General features: G+C 43.7%; 18 protein-coding genes and 1 tRNA gene. 6 read left to right on the forward strand and 13 right to left on the reverse strand.

Annotated features, from left to right (window positions below):
• Positions 1 to 6 precede the first annotated feature (6 nt).
• From LEP1GSC058_RS11845 to LEP1GSC058_RS11855, 3 genes are all read right to left on the reverse strand, one after another.
• Positions 7 to 82: transfer RNA gene (locus LEP1GSC058_RS11845), tRNA-Gln, on the reverse strand.
• Between the two features lie 10 nt (positions 83 to 92).
• Positions 93 to 986: a 4-(cytidine 5'-diphospho)-2-C-methyl-D-erythritol kinase gene (locus tag LEP1GSC058_RS11850; protein ID WP_016550910.1), complete on the reverse strand. Its 894-nt coding sequence runs from the start codon at positions 984 to 986 to the stop codon at positions 93 to 95.
• Between the two features lie 186 nt (positions 987 to 1,172).
• Positions 1,173 to 2,126 (reverse strand): helix-turn-helix transcriptional regulator, encoded by a 954-nt coding sequence (locus LEP1GSC058_RS11855; RefSeq protein WP_016550495.1) that lies wholly within the window; start codon positions 2,124 to 2,126, stop codon positions 1,173 to 1,175.
• A 201-nt stretch (positions 2,127 to 2,327) separates the two neighbouring features.
• Here LEP1GSC058_RS11855 and LEP1GSC058_RS11860 point away from each other — a divergent pair, with 201 nt between their 5' ends.
• Complete coding sequence (locus tag LEP1GSC058_RS11860) at positions 2,328 to 3,239, forward strand: NAD-dependent epimerase/dehydratase family protein (protein WP_016550454.1); 912 nt, start codon at positions 2,328 to 2,330, stop codon at positions 3,237 to 3,239.
• A 24-nt stretch (positions 3,240 to 3,263) separates the two neighbouring features.
• Here LEP1GSC058_RS11860 and LEP1GSC058_RS11865 read toward each other — a convergent pair whose 3' ends face one another.
• Entirely contained in the window at positions 3,264 to 4,820 is a 1,557-nt protein-coding gene (locus LEP1GSC058_RS11865) for an LA_3751/LA_3752 family putative glycosyltransferase (RefSeq protein ID WP_016549468.1), read from the reverse strand.
• Positions 4,821 to 4,944: 124 nt separating this feature from the next.
• On the opposite strand from LEP1GSC058_RS11865, the gene LEP1GSC058_RS11870 reads away from it, so the two are divergent.
• The gene (locus tag LEP1GSC058_RS11870; protein WP_016550635.1) at positions 4,945 to 5,205 is read left to right on the forward strand and encodes a hypothetical protein; all 261 of its coding nucleotides are present in this window, start codon (positions 4,945 to 4,947) and stop codon (positions 5,203 to 5,205) included.
• A gap of 114 nt (positions 5,206 to 5,319) precedes the next feature.
• Here LEP1GSC058_RS11870 and LEP1GSC058_RS11875 read toward each other — a convergent pair whose 3' ends face one another.
• A complete protein-coding gene (locus tag LEP1GSC058_RS11875; protein WP_016550025.1) occupies positions 5,320 to 5,655 on the reverse strand; it encodes an LIC10421/LIC12816 family protein in 336 nt (111 codons plus the stop codon).
• A 513-nt stretch (positions 5,656 to 6,168) separates the two neighbouring features.
• Here LEP1GSC058_RS11875 and LEP1GSC058_RS11885 point away from each other — a divergent pair.
• Complete coding sequence (locus LEP1GSC058_RS11885; RefSeq protein ID WP_016550231.1) at positions 6,169 to 6,591, forward strand: VOC family protein; 423 nt, start codon at positions 6,169 to 6,171, stop codon at positions 6,589 to 6,591.
• A 12-nt stretch (positions 6,592 to 6,603) separates the two neighbouring features.
• On the opposite strand, the gene LEP1GSC058_RS11890 is transcribed toward LEP1GSC058_RS11885, so the two are convergent.
• Positions 6,604 to 7,632, reverse strand: coding sequence for a helix-turn-helix transcriptional regulator (locus LEP1GSC058_RS11890; RefSeq protein ID WP_016549687.1), 1,029 nt, complete (start codon positions 7,630 to 7,632; stop codon positions 6,604 to 6,606).
• A gap of 162 nt (positions 7,633 to 7,794) precedes the next feature.
• On the opposite strand from LEP1GSC058_RS11890, the gene LEP1GSC058_RS20025 reads away from it, so the two are divergent.
• The 3 genes from LEP1GSC058_RS20025 to LEP1GSC058_RS11905 all read left to right on the forward strand — a co-directional run bounded on the left by LEP1GSC058_RS20025 (position 7,795) and on the right by LEP1GSC058_RS11905 (position 12,807).
• Positions 7,795 to 8,022 carry a hypothetical protein gene (locus LEP1GSC058_RS20025; protein WP_016550867.1) on the forward strand — a complete coding sequence of 76 codons (228 nt, stop codon included), beginning with the start codon at positions 7,795 to 7,797 and terminating at the stop codon, positions 8,020 to 8,022.
• Positions 8,023 to 8,187: 165 nt separating this feature from the next.
• On the forward strand, positions 8,188 to 9,288 hold the full coding sequence (locus LEP1GSC058_RS11900) for a DegT/DnrJ/EryC1/StrS family aminotransferase (RefSeq protein WP_016550253.1): 1,101 nt from the start codon (positions 8,188 to 8,190) through the stop codon (positions 9,286 to 9,288).
• A gap of 174 nt (positions 9,289 to 9,462) precedes the next feature.
• The gene (locus tag LEP1GSC058_RS11905; RefSeq protein WP_016551050.1) at positions 9,463 to 12,807 is read left to right on the forward strand and encodes an efflux RND transporter permease subunit; all 3,345 of its coding nucleotides are present in this window, start codon (positions 9,463 to 9,465) and stop codon (positions 12,805 to 12,807) included.
• 102 nt (positions 12,808 to 12,909) lie between these two features.
• Here the strand turns inward: LEP1GSC058_RS11905 and LEP1GSC058_RS11910 are convergent, their stop codons facing one another.
• The 7 genes from LEP1GSC058_RS11910 to LEP1GSC058_RS11940 all read right to left on the reverse strand — a co-directional run bounded on the left by LEP1GSC058_RS11910 (position 12,910) and on the right by LEP1GSC058_RS11940 (position 19,784).
• Positions 12,910 to 14,004 (reverse strand): hypothetical protein, encoded by a 1,095-nt coding sequence (locus tag LEP1GSC058_RS11910; protein WP_039948606.1) that lies wholly within the window; start codon positions 14,002 to 14,004, stop codon positions 12,910 to 12,912.
• A gap of 234 nt (positions 14,005 to 14,238) precedes the next feature.
• The gene (locus tag LEP1GSC058_RS11915; RefSeq protein WP_016551015.1) at positions 14,239 to 15,018 is read right to left on the reverse strand and encodes a GNAT family N-acetyltransferase; all 780 of its coding nucleotides are present in this window, start codon (positions 15,016 to 15,018) and stop codon (positions 14,239 to 14,241) included.
• 96 nt (positions 15,019 to 15,114) lie between these two features.
• A complete protein-coding gene (locus LEP1GSC058_RS11920) occupies positions 15,115 to 15,471 on the reverse strand; it encodes a PilZ domain-containing protein (RefSeq protein ID WP_039948338.1) in 357 nt (118 codons plus the stop codon).
• Positions 15,472 to 15,589: 118 nt separating this feature from the next.
• On the reverse strand, positions 15,590 to 16,411 hold the full coding sequence (locus tag LEP1GSC058_RS11925) for a hypothetical protein (RefSeq protein ID WP_016550220.1): 822 nt from the start codon (positions 16,409 to 16,411) through the stop codon (positions 15,590 to 15,592).
• Positions 16,412 to 16,601: 190 nt separating this feature from the next.
• Entirely contained in the window at positions 16,602 to 17,498 is an 897-nt protein-coding gene (locus tag LEP1GSC058_RS11930; RefSeq protein WP_016549731.1) for an alpha/beta fold hydrolase, read from the reverse strand.
• A 102-nt stretch (positions 17,499 to 17,600) separates the two neighbouring features.
• The gene (locus LEP1GSC058_RS11935) at positions 17,601 to 18,437 is read right to left on the reverse strand and encodes an aldo/keto reductase (protein ID WP_232224685.1); all 837 of its coding nucleotides are present in this window, start codon (positions 18,435 to 18,437) and stop codon (positions 17,601 to 17,603) included.
• A gap of 204 nt (positions 18,438 to 18,641) precedes the next feature.
• The gene (locus LEP1GSC058_RS11940; RefSeq protein WP_039948339.1) at positions 18,642 to 19,784 is read right to left on the reverse strand and encodes a CapA family protein; all 1,143 of its coding nucleotides are present in this window, start codon (positions 19,782 to 19,784) and stop codon (positions 18,642 to 18,644) included.
• Between the last annotated feature and the right edge of the window lie 7 nt (positions 19,785 to 19,791).

The raw sequence follows: 19,791 nt of genomic DNA on the forward strand, positions 1-19,791 counted from the left end.
GAACAATGGCTGGGCCGCTAGGATTCGAACCTAGGAAATGGCGGTACCAAAAACCGCTGCCTTACCACTTGGCGACGGCCCAGTTTCTATCTTTAATAATTAAAGCTTACAAACGTAAGACCTGGAAACTCCGCTCTCATTTTTGAAAGCAGTTCATCCCGTATCTCCAATCCTTGAACCAATCCATAGATACAAGATCCGGAACCGGTCATCGAGGAATAGCTGGCTCCGTTTGCCAGAAAGCGCTTCTTCAATCTCCCGAGTTCCGGAAAGGTTTGGAAGGCTAACGGCTCGAAGTCGTTTACGAGCTTTCCCTCCAAATCCGCCCAATTTCCTTCTTTCAGAGCAAATCCGACGTCTTTGGCTAGAGAAATCCAGTTTTTCGAGGGAGGGTCGGCTTGTAAAGGTTTTTTGAGACCTGCATACATTTCAGCCGTGGACAAAATCTCGGGAGTAAGCGCCAAAATTCCCTGGCCGGAATGAATTTCTATATCTTCTAAGACTTCTCCCTTGCCGGAAACGAATGCATGGCCTTCATTTAGAAAAAAAGGGACGTCCGCACCTATGTCGGCAGCCAGATGGGAGAGTCCGTCCGAACTGAATTCCTGGGTTAAGCCGAAATAGAAAGATAATAGCGAGGCAGCATTACTAGATCCGCCGCCCAACCCTGCAGCGGGCGGGATTCTTTTTGTTAAATGAATCCGAACTCCGGGCAATTCCCGATACCGGGATCGGATTTTTTGATAGGTTCTATAAAGAATATTCTTAGTTAGATCCCCTTTCTCGGAGACTTCGTCATAAAGCGAACGCTTCTCTTCAATGATTTGATTTTCAGATATGAGCTGAAAGAGACCGGGATCGATAGGAGCAATCCTGATATCGTCCCCCCAATTGATTCGGAGAAAGATACTACGAATCTCGTGATAGCCGTCTGGTCTTCTGTAAGGGATTTCCAACCCTAGATTGATCTTAGCCGGAGATAGCAAAGTAATTCTTGTTTGGACAATTCTCGATCCCGAGTCAATTCATTATCAAGTTTAGATCCGAGAAGAAGATTGAGAATTTAGGGAATTGCAAAAAATAACGGAAGAATTTTGCGAACCGCCGAACCAACTTACCGAATTCGATTCGGACAATGGGCCGAAAAAAACCGTCAATGCCAATCGGTGAATTTAGCTTTTGGGCGCCCCTACTTGCTCTTTCCAATAAGCGAGGATTCTTTGTCTCAATGATATCGGAGACTTGATAACAACGTTAGAACCGAATCCTTTCAAAGTACTTAAAAACCAATCTTCATTCTTAATTCTGGCTTTCGATAAATAGAATGTATTCCCGCCTAGTTCTAAGGATTCTATCGTCCGTTCTAATCCGAGCCTTTTGTGCAGATTAAAATAAACTTCCGGAGTGTGGTAGATCTCCGCGATAGAACCGTCATCGCCCGTTTTTTCCAAGAATTCCTTTAAATGCGAAATAGCTTTTCTTCTTTCTTGATCGGGAACTTGAACGGCTCCATCCGTTGCGACCGAAAAAGTTAAAATAGAATCCAGTCGAAACGATCTTGGAGCGTTTCTCGTATGGCAATATCCTATAAGATATTCTTCCCGATAACTGAATAACGCCCAGGGGTCCACCTTTCTTTTTATCGGCGTAGCTTCTCCTTGAGCTTGGTATTCGAGCACGACGGCTTTATTTGAATTAATCGCTTCCGATATTCGGAGTTTTAAATCCTTCGCGTCTAGGATTCCGGAAGAAGGTAAAATAGTATGGACCTTATCCAAAATGGACTTTAGAATACGACGTCGATCGGAACTTACTTCTTTTTGCTCCTCTTCCAGAAGCAAAGTGCGCAAGATCGCCCATTCTCTCACGCTCAATATTAAACCTTCGTCCATCCTATTCGGCAGCCTTATCCCGATTGTCTCTCCGTCGTAATCGATTTCCACAAGCTGATCGGGAGTGTAAGGATAGGAGCCGACCATATAAAGCTTACCTAATTCTTTTTTCAAATCGGACACTTCTTTGATACCGGAGTATCTGGAAAGGTCCTCTAAACTCATCCTACGATTTTCCTTTAGCAACCGGATCAATGCCAACTTCGTCTGCAATTTCTTTGTAGTAGGATTCATATCTAAACCAGTATCTTTAAAAAAAGGATCGCATGCAATCTGAAAAATCGAATGAATTTTCCGAAAGATTTTGGTCCCTGACCTTACTCTTTGAAATATGCGAGATTTTTTTACTCGGAGCAGATTCGTTCAAGCGTGACAGCTTAAAATCGGTGTAATATCATAGTTCGTCGCCCGAATCTCGGGCGTAAGAGTGTATCGATGAAAATATTAATCACAGGCGCAACAGGCTTTTTAGGAAAGCGAATCGTAGATCTTTTAAAAAAAGAAGGGGGGCATGAATTATATGCGCTGGTAAGAAGCGAATCTTCCGCTTCCACTTCGCGTAAACTCGGACTCCAGCCGATTTTCGCGGACCTCGGAGATCCTTTATCTCTAAAGAAAGCTTTAGAAGGAATCAAGTTCGACTCGGTCATCCACCTCGCCGCCGAAATCGCTACGCAAAGAAATAAGCAACTTCTATGGAAGGTGAATCACGAAGGAACGAAAAATCTTTTCGAATCCGTTAAAGATCTAGGGTTAAAAAGCTTTATTTTTGCCAGCACGGTGGTCGTCGGAGAAGCAAACGGAGAGTTACTTTCGGAAGAGAAACCTTTGAACGTAGAAACCGAGTATGGAAGAACGAAACAAGCTTCGGAGCAGATGTTGATCGAAGCTTATAAAACGAAAGGCTTTCCCGCAATCGTGCTCCGTCCATCTCATATCTACGGTCCTGGAGGATGGTTTCAGGATTTGATTCGCGATATAAAAATCGGCCTCTTTAGAATCCCGGGGAACGGATTAAATTATTGGGATGTAGTTTACGTGGACGATGTTGCCGCCGCGTTTCTAAAAGTTTTACATTCCGGTAAACCGGGAGAGATCTATCATATAGTGGATGATACCCCGGTCACTATGCAGGAGTTCTTTAACGAAGCGGGAACTTATTTGGGCAAAAAGAAGATAGGTCACGCCCCGGTATTCCTCGCGAATTTGTTGAAAGGTAAAGACCCGGTTCGAGCAGCGACTCGATCGGCAAGAAATTCGAATTCGAAACTTAAATCCTTAGGCTGGAAACCCACTTATTCGGATTATAAATCAGGCCTTAAACAAACATTCCTAAGCGCCAATTAACGAGAAATAGCTAAGCGTCGGACATTATTTTCTTTTCATGGAAAAGACGATAATGTCCGGTTTATTTTCGACAAGAGCGGGCGTGAACGTTTTCCCCAATATACTATTTACCGAATCATAATACGCATTATTCTCGAAAGGTCGATTCGGATCGGCATCCGGATCAGTCAGCACTTTTGCCTGAACAAATAATATTTTTGCGAACTGATTCGGATCATTCTTCGAGAAAAATTTATTCAATGCGACGGAGTCAAAAAGGGTAACACAAGGAGTTTCAAAAAAATTTTTGCCCATAATCTGCGTGTACGTCCTGATTTGAACGACGACTATATCGGGTTTTTGTTCCTCATATAGCTTATGCATTCCCGTCGATTGCTTGCCGTACTTAGCAAGAATCTGCGTATAAGAGACGGTAACTACCGTCGAATAAATAACCGAGACGATTACGAAAGACATACTAAGCTTTTGCCGGTATCCCGAAGACTCTTTCAGAACGAGCATGACAAAACCCGCAAAGCTTGGGATAGCGAGATGAAGATATCTGGTTCCGAAGTCGATGATTCCGTCGTTTGGCGCGACTAGTACCGATCCGATGAATGCGACGGCTCCCGACTGAATCAATAAATTTCGGCTAAGATCGGAATTCTTCGGATCCTTCTTTCGAAAAACCCCTTTTGCGGAAAATATAAAATACAATGAGTATATAAAGAAGAACAGAAATAAAGGCATGTAGGTAAAAAACCCGGGACGTCCGTAGCTAAAGAAGAGCAAACCTCTATAAATATATAGCTTTTCCAAAGGTTGCAAAAACATCGTGGGTTGATTGAAAGAAAAACGAGGTCCAAGAGGCATACCGTACATTTGCATTTGGACGAAAATCAGAAGAAGTAATCCGCCGCAAACGCCGATCACATAAGAGAATATTGGAATTCTCGGCTGACCGCTCTGCCGCAGTCCAAGCAATAAAAAAAGTGAAAACGAGACGGTAAAGGCGATCGATTCCACGCGAAACCAGGCGGCGGAAGCGGAGATGAAACCCGCAAAAAAATACGAATAAGGAAGCGGTCGCAAAGATTTTTTTAGTATAAAGAACGCCCCCAAAAAAAACAAAAAGGAGGCAATTGCAACGTCAGGGAAAAAATATCCGTTAATAACGAACGGAGATCCCAAAACAAGAATGAATAAGAATAACGGATCCCATTCCCATAAAATTGAAAGCAGAACGAGAGTGACCGCGACAATCAACGCAATGACTATATAAATCCCATCGATCCCTCCCCAAGGTAAAATCGCGGCATAAAAATACCCGAGCGCGACCGGAAACGGGCTTACGATTTTCTCACGGATACGAATACACTCCGTGGGACAAAATTCGGACTCCGGGTCCAACTTTGCGGAAGGTAAGTCCAAAGATCCGGAAGTGAAGCCGCTTCTATGAATGGATTCTCCTAAAATAAATTTGGCCAGATGATCCGAATAAAGCTGTTGGGACGGTTTCAGAAGAATCGGATAAAGAAGAGGCGTCAGAAGTAGGATTATGATCGGAGTTTTTCGAAAATAGCTGTGCTGAAAAAACGACACGGGTGTAAAAGTAGAGTTCAAAAGGTAAGGGACAATCTTTTTTTAATCGAAAGTTCCTTTTGTCAAATAGGTTGACGCGCTTTATCGGAGAAATACGTTCTGCCTACCAAACAAGAGGACGCAAATGAAGAAATCTCTCCTTTTCATTCTTAGTTTTTATCTTTACGGTAGTTACTTTGGAATCCTCGCCCAGGATACCTCAAATCCGACTCTCCCGGTCGCAGCTCCGAGAGATAAAATGGTCTGCAAGCAGATCGATTTGGAAATCACCGGAACCAGTTATAATGACGGTCTCCGTTGCGAAACGAAAGATGCAATTTGTTATATGATTGAAGGTTTTGCGATGAGCTGCTTCCCGAAGCAGAAAAGTATTTCCGGACAGTAAATCTGCGGAATTTCACGGAAGGGAAACTTCAAGAACCGGCAAGTCGGTTCCCCATAAAAAAAGGCGTCTAAAAGACGCCCTCCAATGATAATGGATTTTGAGGATTTGAGACGATTAAAGATTGTTCAAGAATTCTTGAGTCTTTTGAGCTTCTCTTTCCAAAGCTGCAGCTTGTTTCAGAAATTTTTCCGATTGAGCATTACTAGCTAGGAATTTTCCGCCAGTAGAACGTTTTGCAAGAGCTCTTAACTCTTCCGCACGCTCAGTTTTTTGCTGAGCAAGCGCTTTCAGGTATGTCCCGACGGCAATTTTCTGTTCTTTTGTAACGGCAGCCGAAACTAGGGCTTGCTCCAGCAGACGATCTTCGGTGTCTTGCGAAACTGCGAAGATAGAAGAGCCAGCTAAGAATCCAGCGACCAGAAGTAGAGAAACGATTTTGTTAACTTTCATGAATTTGAAACCTCTCGGTGAACTATTTATATTTTTAATTCTCGTTATCGCTTATATCCATAAGACCTATGCCGCTTTCCAAATGATACAAAAAAATCGAAAAAAGGAAAAATCAATTCAAATTGTTAAACGAACCCGACATTTCAAACGCTTAATGATATCGTTTATTATGTTTGTATAATTTTCAGAAACTTCACATTACGCTGCCTCTTCCAATGCGTAACGCAAATAAAAGAGGCGAATTCGAAAGCGGCAATATAAGCTTGCTTCCTTCTGATACAATCTTCGTCTAGTTAGTCCGATTTTTCAAGAAAAAAGCAGAAAGAAAAAATCGAAATTGCTTATTTTTTGGGCACATTTATTAAGCAATATGCCCAAATAGTGGCCAAAAACGAGGTCAAAACACCCCTTTTTCGGGGATTTTCGAAAAATGTGAATTTGCGCGAGGATGGCTTTTCCGATACGGCTATTTCAACATTTTGGTAGCAGATTCTCACGAAAAGGATTGAGCAAATGCGTTATTTACATGCGATGATCCGCGTTTTAGATTTGGATGCGGCCTTGGACTTCTTCTGCGACAAGCTAGGATTGAAAGAAACCAGGCGAAGCGAACATCCTGAAGGAAAATTTACTTTGGTGTTTTTATCCGAAGGATCACCTAACGCGCCGGAAATCGAACTGACCTATAACTGGGATCAAAAAGAACGATATACCTTCGGAAGAAATTTCGGTCACTTAGCATTCGAAGTGGAAAATATATATGAGGTTTGCGAAAGATTGCGATCGAAAGGTATCACCATCAATCGTCCGCCTCGCGACGGTCGGATGGCCTTTGTCCGCTCTCCCGATTTGATTTCTATCGAGCTGTTGCAAAGAGGAAAGTCTTTGGAACCTGCCGAGCCTTGGAAGAGCATGCAAAATACCGGAGAATGGTAGGAGAGATTCGAGTCATTTCCCGACGGATTTATACTCTTCTAATATGAGATGGACCGATTTCTGAAACAATTCCTCCAAATCTTTCGGTTGAATTTCTTCCAAACTACTCCCTTCTTTCCAAAGGAAGGGAAGTAGACCGTCCAGATTGGTAGACTCGAAGCGCAAAGTTTGTCCGTTTTCCGAGTATGGAATTCCGGCGAGAAAAAGTTTAGCCTTGAGAAGCGCATCCGATCTACAGGTCCAAATCACTAACTTAGGTTCATGCACTGGAAATAAACCGGCATGCACGACCTGGTCCTCCCAAGTTTCCCGATGGGTTCCTTTTTTTTGAAAGAGTAGATCGCCCTGCAGAATCTCGGCTTCCAAAATCTTTGGAAGGATCAAACGCTTCTTAACTTTTTCGGATCGGTCATATGCGAGGAGATAATAGTCCTCTCCCCCTTTTCTTAATAAACGAATCGGATCCGCTTCTAAAGTATAGGATTCTTCCGGAAAGGTTTTATAATATTTCAATTTTAGAGGGCTCTGATTTTTAAGCGCCTCCAGAATGGAAAATGCGACTGCGCCTAATTCATCCGAAATATCTTTCGGATCTTCCTTTAATTCCGGAAAGGCCCCTAATTCACCTGCAAAGATTTTTTGTGCGGCCGTATATAATTCGTAACGAGGTGATTGTGAATAAGCCTCCAGTAAAACGGCGGAAATTTCCCTAAGTTCGTCGGATGAAAATTTAAGCGATTTTGCTAAAGGATCCGTTTCCAAAATGTAAACGAAGTCTTTCGAATTCTTCTGGGGATAATAACGAATTCGAAAACCGAGGCTTTCCAACTCTTCTATATCGCGGGAAAGCTTTCTTCGGTCCGAATCCTTGTTTTCGTTATCGTAGAATTCTCCCATGATCTCCTTTAAGGATGAAAGGGTTAACCCTTCCTGAAACTGAAAGAAGTTAAAGAGCAAGGTAAGGAGCCGAGACTCCGTAGGATTCATTTCCCGGGGTTCGATTCCAAGTTCGAGATCATTATCAAATTCTTCTTCTTTCATAGTCTAGGATCAGAGAATCGGCTATCGTATCGACCTAGCAACCAAAATCTCCGAAATGCGGGGGAACTCCCTCCTGCATAAAAAACCGCTTGAAGAACGGGAAAGAAAGGAAAAACTCCGAATGCCCGAAAGGGATAAATTGATAATAGAGTAGGAATCGCTATGGCAAAAATTATAGGATACATCATACCGAACATTGCAGGCTTGATTTTAATCGTTTTGGGTTGGTGGACGACGATCATCAATGTGGCCACACTCCGTTTTTCAGGCGAATCGTACTTCAACAAATGGACCTATACAGGATTAATACTGATCGTAGTCGGTGCATACCTTCCCGAAATTTGGATAGGACTCCGAAATAAACTCTTTGGATCGAAGTCTGAGACCTAAATTTCAGGTCGCAAAAATTGTCTAGACATTCTTCGGTACTCCGTTAAAGTTTCCGTTTCAGTACCCGATTTCATGCCTTCTGTATGAATTTGAAAAAAATCTTTACGAGCTAGGTACATGTACTATAATGCGACATAATATAGAAATTGGAACCTGAGACGGTCAATGAGTACGGAAACCGAAGTTCTAGATAAAGCCAACCGCAAGAAAACGGATATTGAGTACAATAAGCCTACTCTTTCTAGAGAGGACCTCAAAACCGTGTTAGAGGCGCTAGTAGAGGATCACCTCTCAACAGGGTCGGTTACTTCTAAGTTCGAAAAGGCCTTCTCCTCCACATTTCGAACGAAGAATGTCATTTCTGCAAATAGCTTAACGGCTGCATACCATCTTGCATTTCTTTCCCTGGAAATTCAGCCGGGGGATAAAGTGGTTCTCTCCACGTACGCTCCCTTAGCTGCACTCGACGCAATTTTTCTCATTCAAGCCCAACCGGTAGTTATCGATCTAGAAAGACATTCATTCCATATTAGCGCTGCCGGAGTTGCCTCCTCATCGGAAGATTCTTCCGTAAAGGCGATTGTGGTCGATCATACATTCGGATCTTTAGTGGACTTTTCAAAGTACGATTTTAAGGAAATTCCGGTTATCGAGGATTTCTCCGAAGCTGTTGGTGCGAGAACCGAGACGTTTACTCCGGGAAAACAAGGCAAGCTCTCCATTTGCGGATTATCCGTGGAGTATTTGATCACGACCGGAAACGGAGCTTTGATCTGTACGGACGACGATTCGATATCTAAGAAAATTCGAGCTCGAAAAAACGGCAAGGATCCATATCCCCGAAAAGACTGCCAGCCTCGGATGGATTACGATATGATCGATTACCAAGCCGCCTTGGGCATCGAACAACTTTCCAATTTGGGCGTGATATTGGAACGGAAACGTAAAATTGCTCAAATTTACTTGCAGTCCCTACAGGGTTCTCAAGTTTCCTCGCATTATAACGATCCAGCCTCGGAAACCTTTAATCGTTTCGTGATTCTTGCTCCCGGAAATTACGAGCAAGTGGAAAGATATTTTCGGTCTCTCCAAATTGGTACTCGAAGAACGATGGATGAGCCGATTCACCATATTTTAGAATTATCAAATTCGGATTTTCCGAACGGAGAAAGGCTGTTTCAGAGAGGCCATTGTATTCCGGTCTATCCGAACCTGACAAAAGATAATATCCAAAGAATTTCTCAGGCGATTCGCAGAATTTATTAGTTCGGAAATAAAATCTTTTGTCTCAAGACATAACTTGGGATATTCAAAGGAGTTTTAAAATTCCGTCCTCTTCCCGATAATTCTTTCCGAAAAAAGATAAAACCGCGAAATGGACTCTTGAATCGTTCGAATTCCTTTCTAATCTAAGAAAAGAATTCGAATCCGGGGGGCCCTTTGAATATCGCACTTCTTTCCATTAAACGCCCGATTTTTATCACCAGTTTAGTGATCCTGATGCTCTTAACGGGATTGGTATCCTTGTCTCGGATGGGGGTCGATTTATTTCCCGATGTAAATATCCCCGTCGTTTCCGTTACCACCATTTATCCCGGAGCAGGCCCTGAAGAAATCGAAGAGTTGATTTCTAAACCGTTGGAAGAAGAACTTTCTTCCATTTCCGGTTTAAAGAAAATATCCTCTCGAAATCAAGAGGGAGTCTCGGTCGTCTTCGGTGAATTTACCCTTTCTACGGATATTAAATATGCCGAGCAACAATTCAGGGATAAAGTTGGATTGGTTCGCCCTAAACTTCCGGACGGGATCAAGGAGCCGAAAGTCGTTCGCTTTGATCCCGCAGATCAGCCGATCGTTCGACTCGCGGTTTTTGCTGATTTAGGACAGGCGCAGTTATATGATCTAGCCAAAGAAACGGTTAAATCGAAACTGGAACAAATCACCGGCGTGGGTTCGGTGAAACTTGTCGGAGGAACACGAAGAGAAATCCAAATCGAGCTGGATCGAAACAAATTAACATCGTACCAAATGCCGATGGTGGTGATCGCGGGTCGGCTTAAATCTGCCGGACTGAATACTCCCGTGGGTAAATTCGAATCCGGGGCGAAAGAGACTTCCTATAGAACCCTTGGAAGATACGAATCCATCTCTCAGATTGAGAACACGATCGTCTCCTTCGGAGGCGATGTGGGAAACTCCGTCCTAATCAAGGAACTTGGATCCGTGCGAGACGGAACCGAAGATGAGGAAACCTTAGGTTATCTTTGGGCTTCTAAAAGCGATGTTGTCGAAGAAGAAGACGTTGCCTTGTTTGCGCACCCGTTTATCTGGACCGCTCAAACTTTTAGAAAAATCAAAAATTTCTTTTCCTCTAAAAAGACGGAAGCGGTAGAAAAGGAATTAAAGCCGGCGCTCTTCATCGACGTTTATAAACAATCCGGCGGTAATACCGTTGCGGTAGCGGACGAAGTTCTCAAACGGATCGATAAGCTCAACGCAGATATTAAACCTATCGCCGGAAATCCGAGGATTCGACTCATAAGGGACGGTTCTCGCTGGATTCGTTACAACGTTGAAGACGTAACCGAGGCCATCGTTCTGGGAGTGCTACTAGCGGTCATCACGGTTTATTTCTTCTTAGGAAACTTCCGCTCTACGGTGATTACGGGACTCGCGCTTCCCAATTCGATGTTAGGCGCGTTTATTCTGATGTGGATCATGGGATTTACGATAAACGTTATGACCTTATTGGCTCTTTCGTTGGCAGTCGGACTTCTAGTCGACGACGCGATCGTCGTTCGAGAAAACATCTTCCGAAAATTGGAAGAAGGCCATAACGTATTGGAAGCTTCCGAAAAAGGAACTATGGAAGTCGCCCTAGCGGTCGTAGGAACATCCCTGACAGTAATCGCAGTGTTCTTTCCTGTCGGGTTTTTATCAGGAATCGTAGGACAATTCTTCAAACAATTCGGCTTAACGGTAGTATTTGCAATGATCATTTCGTTGTTCGACGGTCTCTTCGTCGCGCCGATGCTTTCAGCATATTTTGCCGGAAAACTAGATCATAGTAAGCGAAACAAGGCCGTGGAAGCTTTCGATAAGTTTCAAACTTGGCTGGAAAAAATCTACGGAATCACAATGAAATTCGCATTGGCGCATCCGGGAAAAGTCATCTTGCTTACCTTTCTGATTTTCGTTCTTTCTCTCGTAAGTTGTTCTTTCGTGAAAAAAACGTTTTTACCCGCAAACGATCAGGGGGAATTTCTCGTAACGTTGGATCTTCCGCCGGGCACCAGTTTGCAAGGTACGAAAGAAGTTGCGGATAAAGTTCTATTAGACCTGCAAAAATTTCCGGAGATGGATAAGATAGCCATCACGATCGGTAAACCGGACGGAGGCGAGCCCAACAGCGCAACCTTAGCGATCGCATTGGTATCTTCCAAAAAACGGAAAAAAACCACTGTTGCGATCAAGGATGAGATTCGGGATATCTTAAAGAATTACGCATACGCTCGACCTGCAGTTTCAGACTATTCTGCCGTCGGCGGCGGAGTGCAATATCCCTTCCAGCTCGTGATTAAAGGGGATAACCTGGCCGAGATGGAAGCATATTCAAAAAAAGTAATCGATCGCCTAAAAGCCATTCCTGACTTAGCCGACATCGATACCGATTTTCGCGCAGGAAAACCGGAATACCAAATCGCCTTGGACAACACTCGTATGCAGCTCGTAGGAGTACTGCCTGGAGTTGCCGGCGCCGAACTTCGATACCAAATCGCGGGAGATACGGTTAGTAAATTTTACGATAAAGGAATCGAGTACGACGTTCGGATGCGTTTGCATCCCGATCAGAGAAACCTAAGAGCGGCTTACGGCCAAACGAAGGTTCCGAATATCGCGAATAAATTAATTCCTTTGAATGCGATAGGTTCCGGGAAGGAAACGGTGGGTCCTGCCAGAATCAATCGTATCGATAGGGCCAGGACAATCGTGATCAACGCGAACCTAGCGCCAGGGGGAGCCATCCAGAGCGCTACGGAAGGCGCTACGAAGATCATGTCGAAGGAACTTCCACCGCCTGCCGGAGTTCGCTTCAACTTCCAAGGACAGTCCGAAGATTTTAAGGAATTGATCGTGAACATTCTTGTCGCTTTCGGTTTGGCCCTGGTTTTCATTTACCTGGTCCTTTCTTCGCTTTACGAATCCTTCATTACCCCGGTGACGATTCTTTTTGCGATCCCTCCGGCAATCTCGGGTGCTTTCTTCGCGTTATTCATTACCGGAGAAATGCTGAACTTATTCTCGATGATCGGATTGATTCTCCTAATGGGCTTAGTGGCAAAGAACTCGATTCTACTCGTCGATTATGCCATGCAGGCGATTCGCGATAGGGGAATTACGAGAGATGAGGCGATTTTCGAAGCGGGACTCGTTCGACTTCGGCCTATCTTAATGACTTCTCTCGCAATGATCATGGGAACCGTACCGATCGCACTTGGATTGGGAGAAGCAGCTAAATCAAGGACTGCAATGGGAATCGCAATCATCGGAGGTTTGATCCTTTCCACCTTGGTAACGTTGATCGTCGTTCCTTCTATTTTCGGAGGAATCGATCGATTTAGAGAATGGATCGAAAGCAAATTCCGTCCGGATATGGGCGCAACCGTTGCTCATGCAGAATCGACGACGGTTCACAATAATCATAATAAAGCCGCCGATTTATCCCAGTGGGCCAAAGCAGTTGAAGAACCTTTAAAGAAACCTACGACTAAAAAGAAAAAATAACTCGGCATTCGAAAAACTGCCGCGAACGAAACTAAAAGATCGTTAGAAAATTCTAATTTTCTAACGATCTTTGGCAAGCGATTCGAAAAAATTTTCAGCGAATCAACGAAGAAGCTTAGGCAAAATGGAATTGCCTTCCGGGTATATTTGGGAGGCAAGAATAAAAACAAAAATGCTGATCGCTATCCCGAGCGACGCCAATAAAACGTCCTTTCCGACCTTGCGGAACGTTTCCAAATAAGGAGCGTCCCGGTATGTCAGAAAGTTCAAAATAATCTCCCGCCCTGCAAGCATTCCCAAAAACACCCATGTCGTGGACATAGGCATGTCGCTCCACTTTTGGAAAAAGAGCAGAATACAGGCGTAAACCAGGTCTATGATAGTTGCGGCCTTGGACCATTGGATGTCCGATTTTTCCGTTACGATTTCTTGGATCGTTCCGCCGTTCATGTAAAGAATGACGCCGAGCGCGAGGATTAAGATGGAAACTGCCGCCATCAATTCGAGCGCCGTCAATTGTCTCGGAATATAGACCACGATGTTTGCCGCGTCCTGAGCAAGCCAGGCGCCCCAGAGAAAAAGCGTGGAAAACCATTGAAGAATAGCCCACCGACGTTCGGTTCTAGGATCGGGAGTATGATCCTCGGTATATTCTTTAGAATCGATTTTTACCAGAATTCCCCAGACAACAACCGCCGTTCCGAAGGCGATCATATATCCTAAAAAAGATTTGCTGAGCATCTTTTCGATATTTTGGCCGCCGAACAATCCCAGAATTAGAAACGTCGTGGAGATCGGAGACCGCATCCTAGTAATTACGACTAGGATAAGAGGCGCTATTAGTTGGAGAAGGTTAAAGTTCGAAACCGGTTTGAATTCATCCAGACGATTAAAGTGTATTTCTCTCGAATCTACGATCCAAGCATAACAAAAAACTAAAGTCAGTAAGCCACCGAGTGCGGCTACTTTATAAATCCAACGAACGGATTTTTTACTTTCGATAAAAGTTCCTAAAGTTTGAACGGCGTCGTTACCGGCCACCGAGAACGCGGAAATTGCAAAAGCAAACCATCCTAAATAATAAGAAGAAAACCCGTACATATATCCGGAGATCATTAAAGTGGCCGCAACACAAACGAGGGAATAAAAGCGGATTTGGTCGCGAAAGGATGGGTGCTGAAAATCAATTTGGTTCATTTCAAATAGTGGAATCGGATAAAGGCACGGCACCTTACTTCGGTTTGCAAATTGACCGAAACCAAATAGTTTCAACCTAGTAAAGTAAAGGAAATCGGGGATGGATGCCAGGTCAAGGGCGATCATCCCCGAGAAATCGGGAAATTCCGTGGTTTAAATTGCCTTCCGACCGCTCGGGTCGAAACATCAAATCCTACGCTCGATTGTTTCCCGACAAGAATAACCTTAGAATTTTTATTCGAGGTAATGTTTGCTATATCTAGCTTCAATATCTTTGATATCGAAGAGAATGAAGAAATCCGTCGTTTTGAATACGCTGTCTAATGCAGGAGTTCCACAAATGAGCGAACCCGCTCTAATGTATCCTTTAATCAAGGCAGGAATTCTTTTCGTTACTTCCTTAATATCTTCCGGCGCATAATTCGAGTCGAAATCCGGCATTTCAAAACCGGGCAGCGGAGTGACATCGAACGTCGAACCGGCAAGAGCTTTTTTCTCTTTTAGGAAAGCGTATACGTCGTTTGCAGTCTGCACATCGGTACTGTGAACCGAGCCGCATCCGAATAGATACCCGATATTATTTTTCTTCATGTATTGGGCTAGTCCGCCCCAAAGAAGAGAAATTACCGAACCGTCTCTATATTCCGGGTGAACGCAGCTACGACCGATTTCCGCAGGTTCGCGTTCGAGTTCGTAAATCTTAGTAATATCGAATTCGTTATCCGAGTAAAAACCTAGATTCGCTTTTGCAACGCTTCTCCTTAGAATTCGGTAAGTTCCTACGATCATATCGTCGCGATTCTTATCGACTACGATTAGGTGATCGCAGAAAAGATCATACTCATCGCGGTCTTTACGAGTCGCCGCAGATTGGGGTAAACCCTCGCCTAACTCAAGATTGAAAACATCATAGCGCAGGGCCAATGTTCTCTCGATTTCGAGTTGATTCTCGGCAATTCTAACCTCGAGTTTTCTTTCTGTTTTTAGCCTGTTTTGGACAGATCCTGATCCCATTGTTGTCCTTCTTCCTTTCTGTAGGATAGTTCCATCTATCCTTCCTTTTCGTTACAGTCGGATTACGAGGGAAAGAAATTCCGGTGACTGGCCTTATTAACCTGCCATTCTGCGCTGAGAGACTAATTTTTTTACAAAATCACCCAAAAACGTTTTTCCTTTTGGATCTAATTGAGTGAATTGAACTCCAAAAAAGCCGGCTGCTTCTTTAGCGGGGGCTAAGTGTTTAATGAGTCCCATGGCTTTGAACGGTTTATATCCGGGCAGCGAAACGACTAATTCCACGGCGGAATGAATATCGCAGCCGTCGAAATGATGAGGAACACGTATTGCTATTCCATTTTCGCTCAAGTCTTGAGCGATGAGGATTTCTATGAATCCATTCCCCATCAATTGAACCTGAACCGGCTGGTTGTGAAAAGGCACAACACGTATATGCTTTCTCTTCTCCATCCGCGTTCCTCCAAAAAAGCCGAAACCTGGCCAAAGCTAACCTAATAGCTAATGAGACGGGAGAATAAAATTATATCTAAAATAAAAATATTTTCAAAACAAATGTTCGAAAAATCGCCTAAGCCTTTAGGCCTAACTCTTCCTCGGCCCCTTCCTGTAAGGTAAGCTTATAGCTTTCCGTGGCTTTAAAGACTTTTTTTTCGAACTTACGGTTAAAAACAAAATGAGATAGGGTTTTTTCTAAAAAGAAAATCATTTCTACCGGTTTCCATTCGATTACCCCTCGTTTCTGATCTATTACTTTGCCCTGTTGTAATAAGGTTGAAACGGCTCTGATTGAATGTTTCGGAAATGCATTTCTCAAGGCCTTAAAGAGAGCCTTCGATTCTACCTCTAAAAATTGGAATTTTCTGGAGAAGAGTACCGCGTCGTGGAAATATTCGGGGCGCACGACCGCTCCGTTCAGCCGCAGCGAAATGATTAAAAATCCGATAAAATCCGCCATCTCCGGAAATATTCCGAGACCGGGCATATCCTGCCCCGGATACAATCTAGCTTTTACCCGATCCGGATGTTTCGGATGACGTGTTTGCAGCCAGTTGATGACTAGATATTTTTCCTTGAAGAAGTAGTCGTTAATTTGAATCCGATATTCTTGGATACTCAGTCTGAGATGAATCAGAATTTCTCCGCCTTCGGTAAGAACTACTCGTTGGTACAGATCATCCGTTCCGGATAAATCTAACTTAGGCGAATGATATCCTTTTTTCTTTAGCTCGGAAAGCACTCCTGTGATTTCGAACAATTCCCAGACGCTTTCTTTAGTGAGAGAATGAAATAGTACACCTGAACTTACTACATGCGAATCCACAACGGCGCAGAGAAAATCATCATATAGGAAGTCGAAGAAACGCGGATTATTGTAAGCGACTTTCGGCATCAGAGGTTTCTTTCACTTTAGTTTCATTCTTACAGGAATTTCCTTTTTTTCAAGGAAATAATAGAAATGAAATATCCTTTCCGCCGGTTCAAAATAAGGCAAACGAAGGCAATGATGTCGAACGTTGCAACAAAATGAACATGCGTTTCTATTTCGCCCCGATCGCGAAATAAAGAACCGTCAGTATAATTTAAAGTTGCGATCGAAAGTTATAATATGCTTTAAGCACATCCTCAGGAGCCTCGGTTTGAGGATAATGTCCTATCTTAGGAAATTCATAGATCTTTGCTTCCGGTCTGAATTGTTTTAACCTTTGGACGACTTGTATTCCACTCACCGGATCTATTAATCCGTCTCCGAATGCAAACGGTACGGGTGAGTCCAATATCGCGCCGACCCATCTTTCTCGAAAGAGTTTTCGTTCTCTTATATATCGAATGAGTTTATGATAAACCGCCCTTCCTCCTCCGTTGCTCACGCATTCCCAAAAACCGTCCAGCTCCTCTTTAGTAGGCTTTGTCTCCGGGCCGAAGACTTCGGACAAATTACGTTCGAAAGAGGATTTGTTTAGTAAATTCGAAAAGAGAAACCCGAACGGACCATTCAACAATTTTTGAATAGTTCTAGGTCGGTGAGTTTCCGGAAATATTCCGCCGTTGAGCAGGAATGCTGATTTTAAATCCGGGCCTCCAATTCTTTGTCCTGCCAACTTTTCCCGAAATCGAGCCAACAATTCCTGTGCAACCGTATCGCCCAAATCATGGGCAAGAAGGTGAACTTCACTAACCTTTAAATCCTGAAGCAAATCTTCCGCCTGGTCGGCGTATTGAAACACCGAATAATGGCCTCCTTTCGGTTTATCCGAAAATCCGAATCCGAGATAGTCCAGAGCTATTACATGGTACCGAGAAGTGAGACTTTCCCATAGGTTTTTCCAATCCCAGGAAGAAGTGGGAAATCCATGCAAAAGCAAAAGATTCTCGCCACTTCCACCTGTTCTATAAAAGATTTTCTTCCGTTTCCATTCGAAGAATATTCCCGCTGCCTTCCACGCGAGTGCATGAGTCTTCCATAATTTTTCCGACATAGTTCATTCTCCAGGCGGGAATATTCTAGGGCATTTGTTTTCCTTGAAAAGAGGAAAATTTCCTTTTCACAGCAATCCGTTCGAAAGCGAAAACCGAAATTTCTATTCCAGGGCTTCGAGTAAATTGGATAGGAAGCGTTTTCTTTCCGAATTGTCCGGCAAATTTCCGAATCCAGCCCGCATATTATCCTGTAGATGGGAAAGTTTCGCCGTCGCGGGAATTACACAAGTGACTGCCGGATGAGAAATAATGTATTTTAGAAAAGCCTGAGCAAAGGAATCACATCCCCATTCCCTAAAATACTCCGGGAGTATTTTACCCCTAGTTCTTCGAAACAGCCCACCTTCTTCGAAAGGTCGATTGACGAGGACCGCGATCCCCTTTTGAGCCGCAAACGGTAAAAGACGATTTTCCGCCTCCCGTGTCATGATCGAATAAGGAATTTGAAGAAATTCCACTCTATCTTTCTCGGCAATCCGTTCCATTTCGGCAAATGCGGAAGGAGTAAAATGAGTCAGACCGATATACCGAATCTTTCCCTTTTCCTTCAAATCCCTAAGCGCTTTTAAATGTGTGGACGTATCTAAAAGATTATGTATTTGAAAAAGGTCGATTTTTTCCGCTTTCATTTTTCGAAAGGAAGCTTCTATCTGAGCCCGCCCCGCTGCTTCGCCCTTCGTCCACACTTTCGTTGCAAAAAATATCTTTCGGCGTTGGGGTTCGCTTAACCGTTGAGAAAGAATTCCGACGGTTTCTTCGGCTCTCCCATACATAGGAGAAGAATCGATTACCGTTCCTCCCTCTTGCAGAAAATCCCGTAGCACTTCATCTAAAGAAGCGAGGGAATGGTCGTCTGACGTAACGTCGAAAGTTTGCCAGGTTCCTAGGCCGATGGCCGGAATTGTTTCCCCGGAGCTGGGAATTTTCCGCAAGAGCATAGTCGGTCTCCCTTCGATCTTTCTCGTTTCGGCCGAGAGAGAAAAAAGATTTTCAAATTTTCTGCAAAGATGCGTTGCCAGCAATCCTGCACCTATTCCGAAAAAATCTTTTCTAGATAAGCGCCTCATTTCCTACCGGCTAACCTTCGGAAAAAATAAACGCTTAAATCGGAAAGAAAAACAAGTTTAAAATCCGAAAATCGATTATTTTGGACCCGGAGGCCCCAATACTTCTTTAGTATCCTTGTAAAATTGTAACATTCTTTGAAAGGCCGCTTCCGGAAGTTTTCGCGGTTGGTCGTTTTTTAAGTATTTTCGAACGGGAAGCAATCTGAACTTAGGTCCTTTAGATCCGGTCCGGTCTATATATACCCAAATAGGTTCGTAGAAAATATCCGTAATCGAAAGTTTTCCAGTCTCTTTGGAAAGGGAGAAATTTAAAACGATTCCGCCGTCTACGTATCGACGATCCTGCCCGGAGATAAAGTTCCCTAAAGAATAGATGAAAAATCGTTCTTTCTCAATTCCAAAGCGGTCCTTAATCATTTTCTTTCCGAATCGCTGCAAACTATGAGGATGACCGCCTAATACGATATCGGCGCCCGCTTCCAAAGTAAAATCCACAGTTTCTTTTTGAAATGCGTCCGGTTCGTGCAGATACTCCGTACCGAAATGATACATCACGATGATTCCATCCGGTTTACTTTTTTTAGCCAACGCGATGTCTTCTAAAATTCTGGTTTTATCGATTAGGTTTACGACGGTTCCGGCGGGGATTTCAAGACCGTTTGTTCCATAGGTATAATCCAGGAATACTAAATCAAAATCGCCGACTTGCACCTTAAGAATTCGATTCTTCTCATATTCTTCCCGAGTTCTATATGTTCCTAAATGTTTTAAACCCAACTCCTCTAAGACCGTAACGGTCCGAACCACTCCTTCTTTACCCTTATCACAGGAATGATTATTGGCAGTAGAAAGAAGGTCGAACCCGGTATCTCGAATCGCTTTCGCAAGGGAATCGGGGGCACCAAATTGAGGATATCCGGTATATTGTTTCGGATCTCCTGGCAATGTAGTTTCCAAATTTCCCACTGCCAAGTCCGCCTCGGAAATCATTGGAGCAATCTCTTCGAAGACTCCGCCAAAGTCCCAGCAATCGCAGGATTTATCATAGGCCGAATCCATTTGAGTCTGATGCGACATGATATCTCCGACTGCTACCATTCGTAATATGTTTGGAGAAGTGGACCTAACTTGGCCGCCGGTCGCGGAGCAAACTAACAGTAACCCGAAAGTTGATGAGAAAAAGAAAACTTTTCGGAGCGTCATAAATAATCGAATCATCGGCTAA

Source organism: Leptospira fainei serovar Hurstbridge str. BUT 6, from assembly GCF_000306235.2.
Classification (GTDB): Bacteria; Spirochaetota; Leptospiria; order Leptospirales; family Leptospiraceae; genus Leptospira_B; species Leptospira_B fainei.

What these genes read in the sequence shown, in the direction of transcription:
- LEP1GSC058_RS11920 (WP_039948338.1), bottom strand. Translation starts at nt 15,471, where the DNA reads ATGGAGAAGAGAAAGCATATACGTGTTGTGCCTTTTCACAACCAGCCG.
- LEP1GSC058_RS11910 (WP_039948606.1), bottom strand. Translation starts at nt 14,004, where the DNA reads ATGAACCAAATTGATTTTCAGCACCCATCCTTTCGCGACCAAATCCGC.
- LEP1GSC058_RS11885 (WP_016550231.1), top strand. Translation starts at nt 6,169, where the DNA reads ATGCGTTATTTACATGCGATGATCCGCGTTTTAGATTTGGATGCGGCC.
- LEP1GSC058_RS11875 (WP_016550025.1), bottom strand. Translation starts at nt 5,655, where the DNA reads ATGAAAGTTAACAAAATCGTTTCTCTACTTCTGGTCGCTGGATTCTTA.
- LEP1GSC058_RS11925 (WP_016550220.1), bottom strand. Translation starts at nt 16,411, where the DNA reads ATGCCGAAAGTCGCTTACAATAATCCGCGTTTCTTCGACTTCCTATAT.
- LEP1GSC058_RS11870 (WP_016550635.1), top strand. Translation starts at nt 4,945, where the DNA reads ATGAAGAAATCTCTCCTTTTCATTCTTAGTTTTTATCTTTACGGTAGT.
- LEP1GSC058_RS11930 (WP_016549731.1), bottom strand. Translation starts at nt 17,498, where the DNA reads ATGTCGGAAAAATTATGGAAGACTCATGCACTCGCGTGGAAGGCAGCG.
- LEP1GSC058_RS11915 (WP_016551015.1), bottom strand. Translation starts at nt 15,018, where the DNA reads ATGGGATCAGGATCTGTCCAAAACAGGCTAAAAACAGAAAGAAAACTC.
- LEP1GSC058_RS11935 (WP_232224685.1), bottom strand. Translation starts at nt 18,437, where the DNA reads ATGCTCTTGCGGAAAATTCCCAGCTCCGGGGAAACAATTCCGGCCATC.
- LEP1GSC058_RS11900 (WP_016550253.1), top strand. Translation starts at nt 8,188, where the DNA reads ATGAGTACGGAAACCGAAGTTCTAGATAAAGCCAACCGCAAGAAAACG.
- LEP1GSC058_RS20025 (WP_016550867.1), top strand. Translation starts at nt 7,795, where the DNA reads ATGGCAAAAATTATAGGATACATCATACCGAACATTGCAGGCTTGATT.
- LEP1GSC058_RS11860 (WP_016550454.1), top strand. Translation starts at nt 2,328, where the DNA reads ATGAAAATATTAATCACAGGCGCAACAGGCTTTTTAGGAAAGCGAATC.
- LEP1GSC058_RS11890 (WP_016549687.1), bottom strand. Translation starts at nt 7,632, where the DNA reads ATGAAAGAAGAAGAATTTGATAATGATCTCGAACTTGGAATCGAACCC.
- LEP1GSC058_RS11940 (WP_039948339.1), bottom strand. Translation starts at nt 19,784, where the DNA reads ATGATTCGATTATTTATGACGCTCCGAAAAGTTTTCTTTTTCTCATCA.
- LEP1GSC058_RS11855 (WP_016550495.1), bottom strand. Translation starts at nt 2,126, where the DNA reads ATGAATCCTACTACAAAGAAATTGCAGACGAAGTTGGCATTGATCCGG.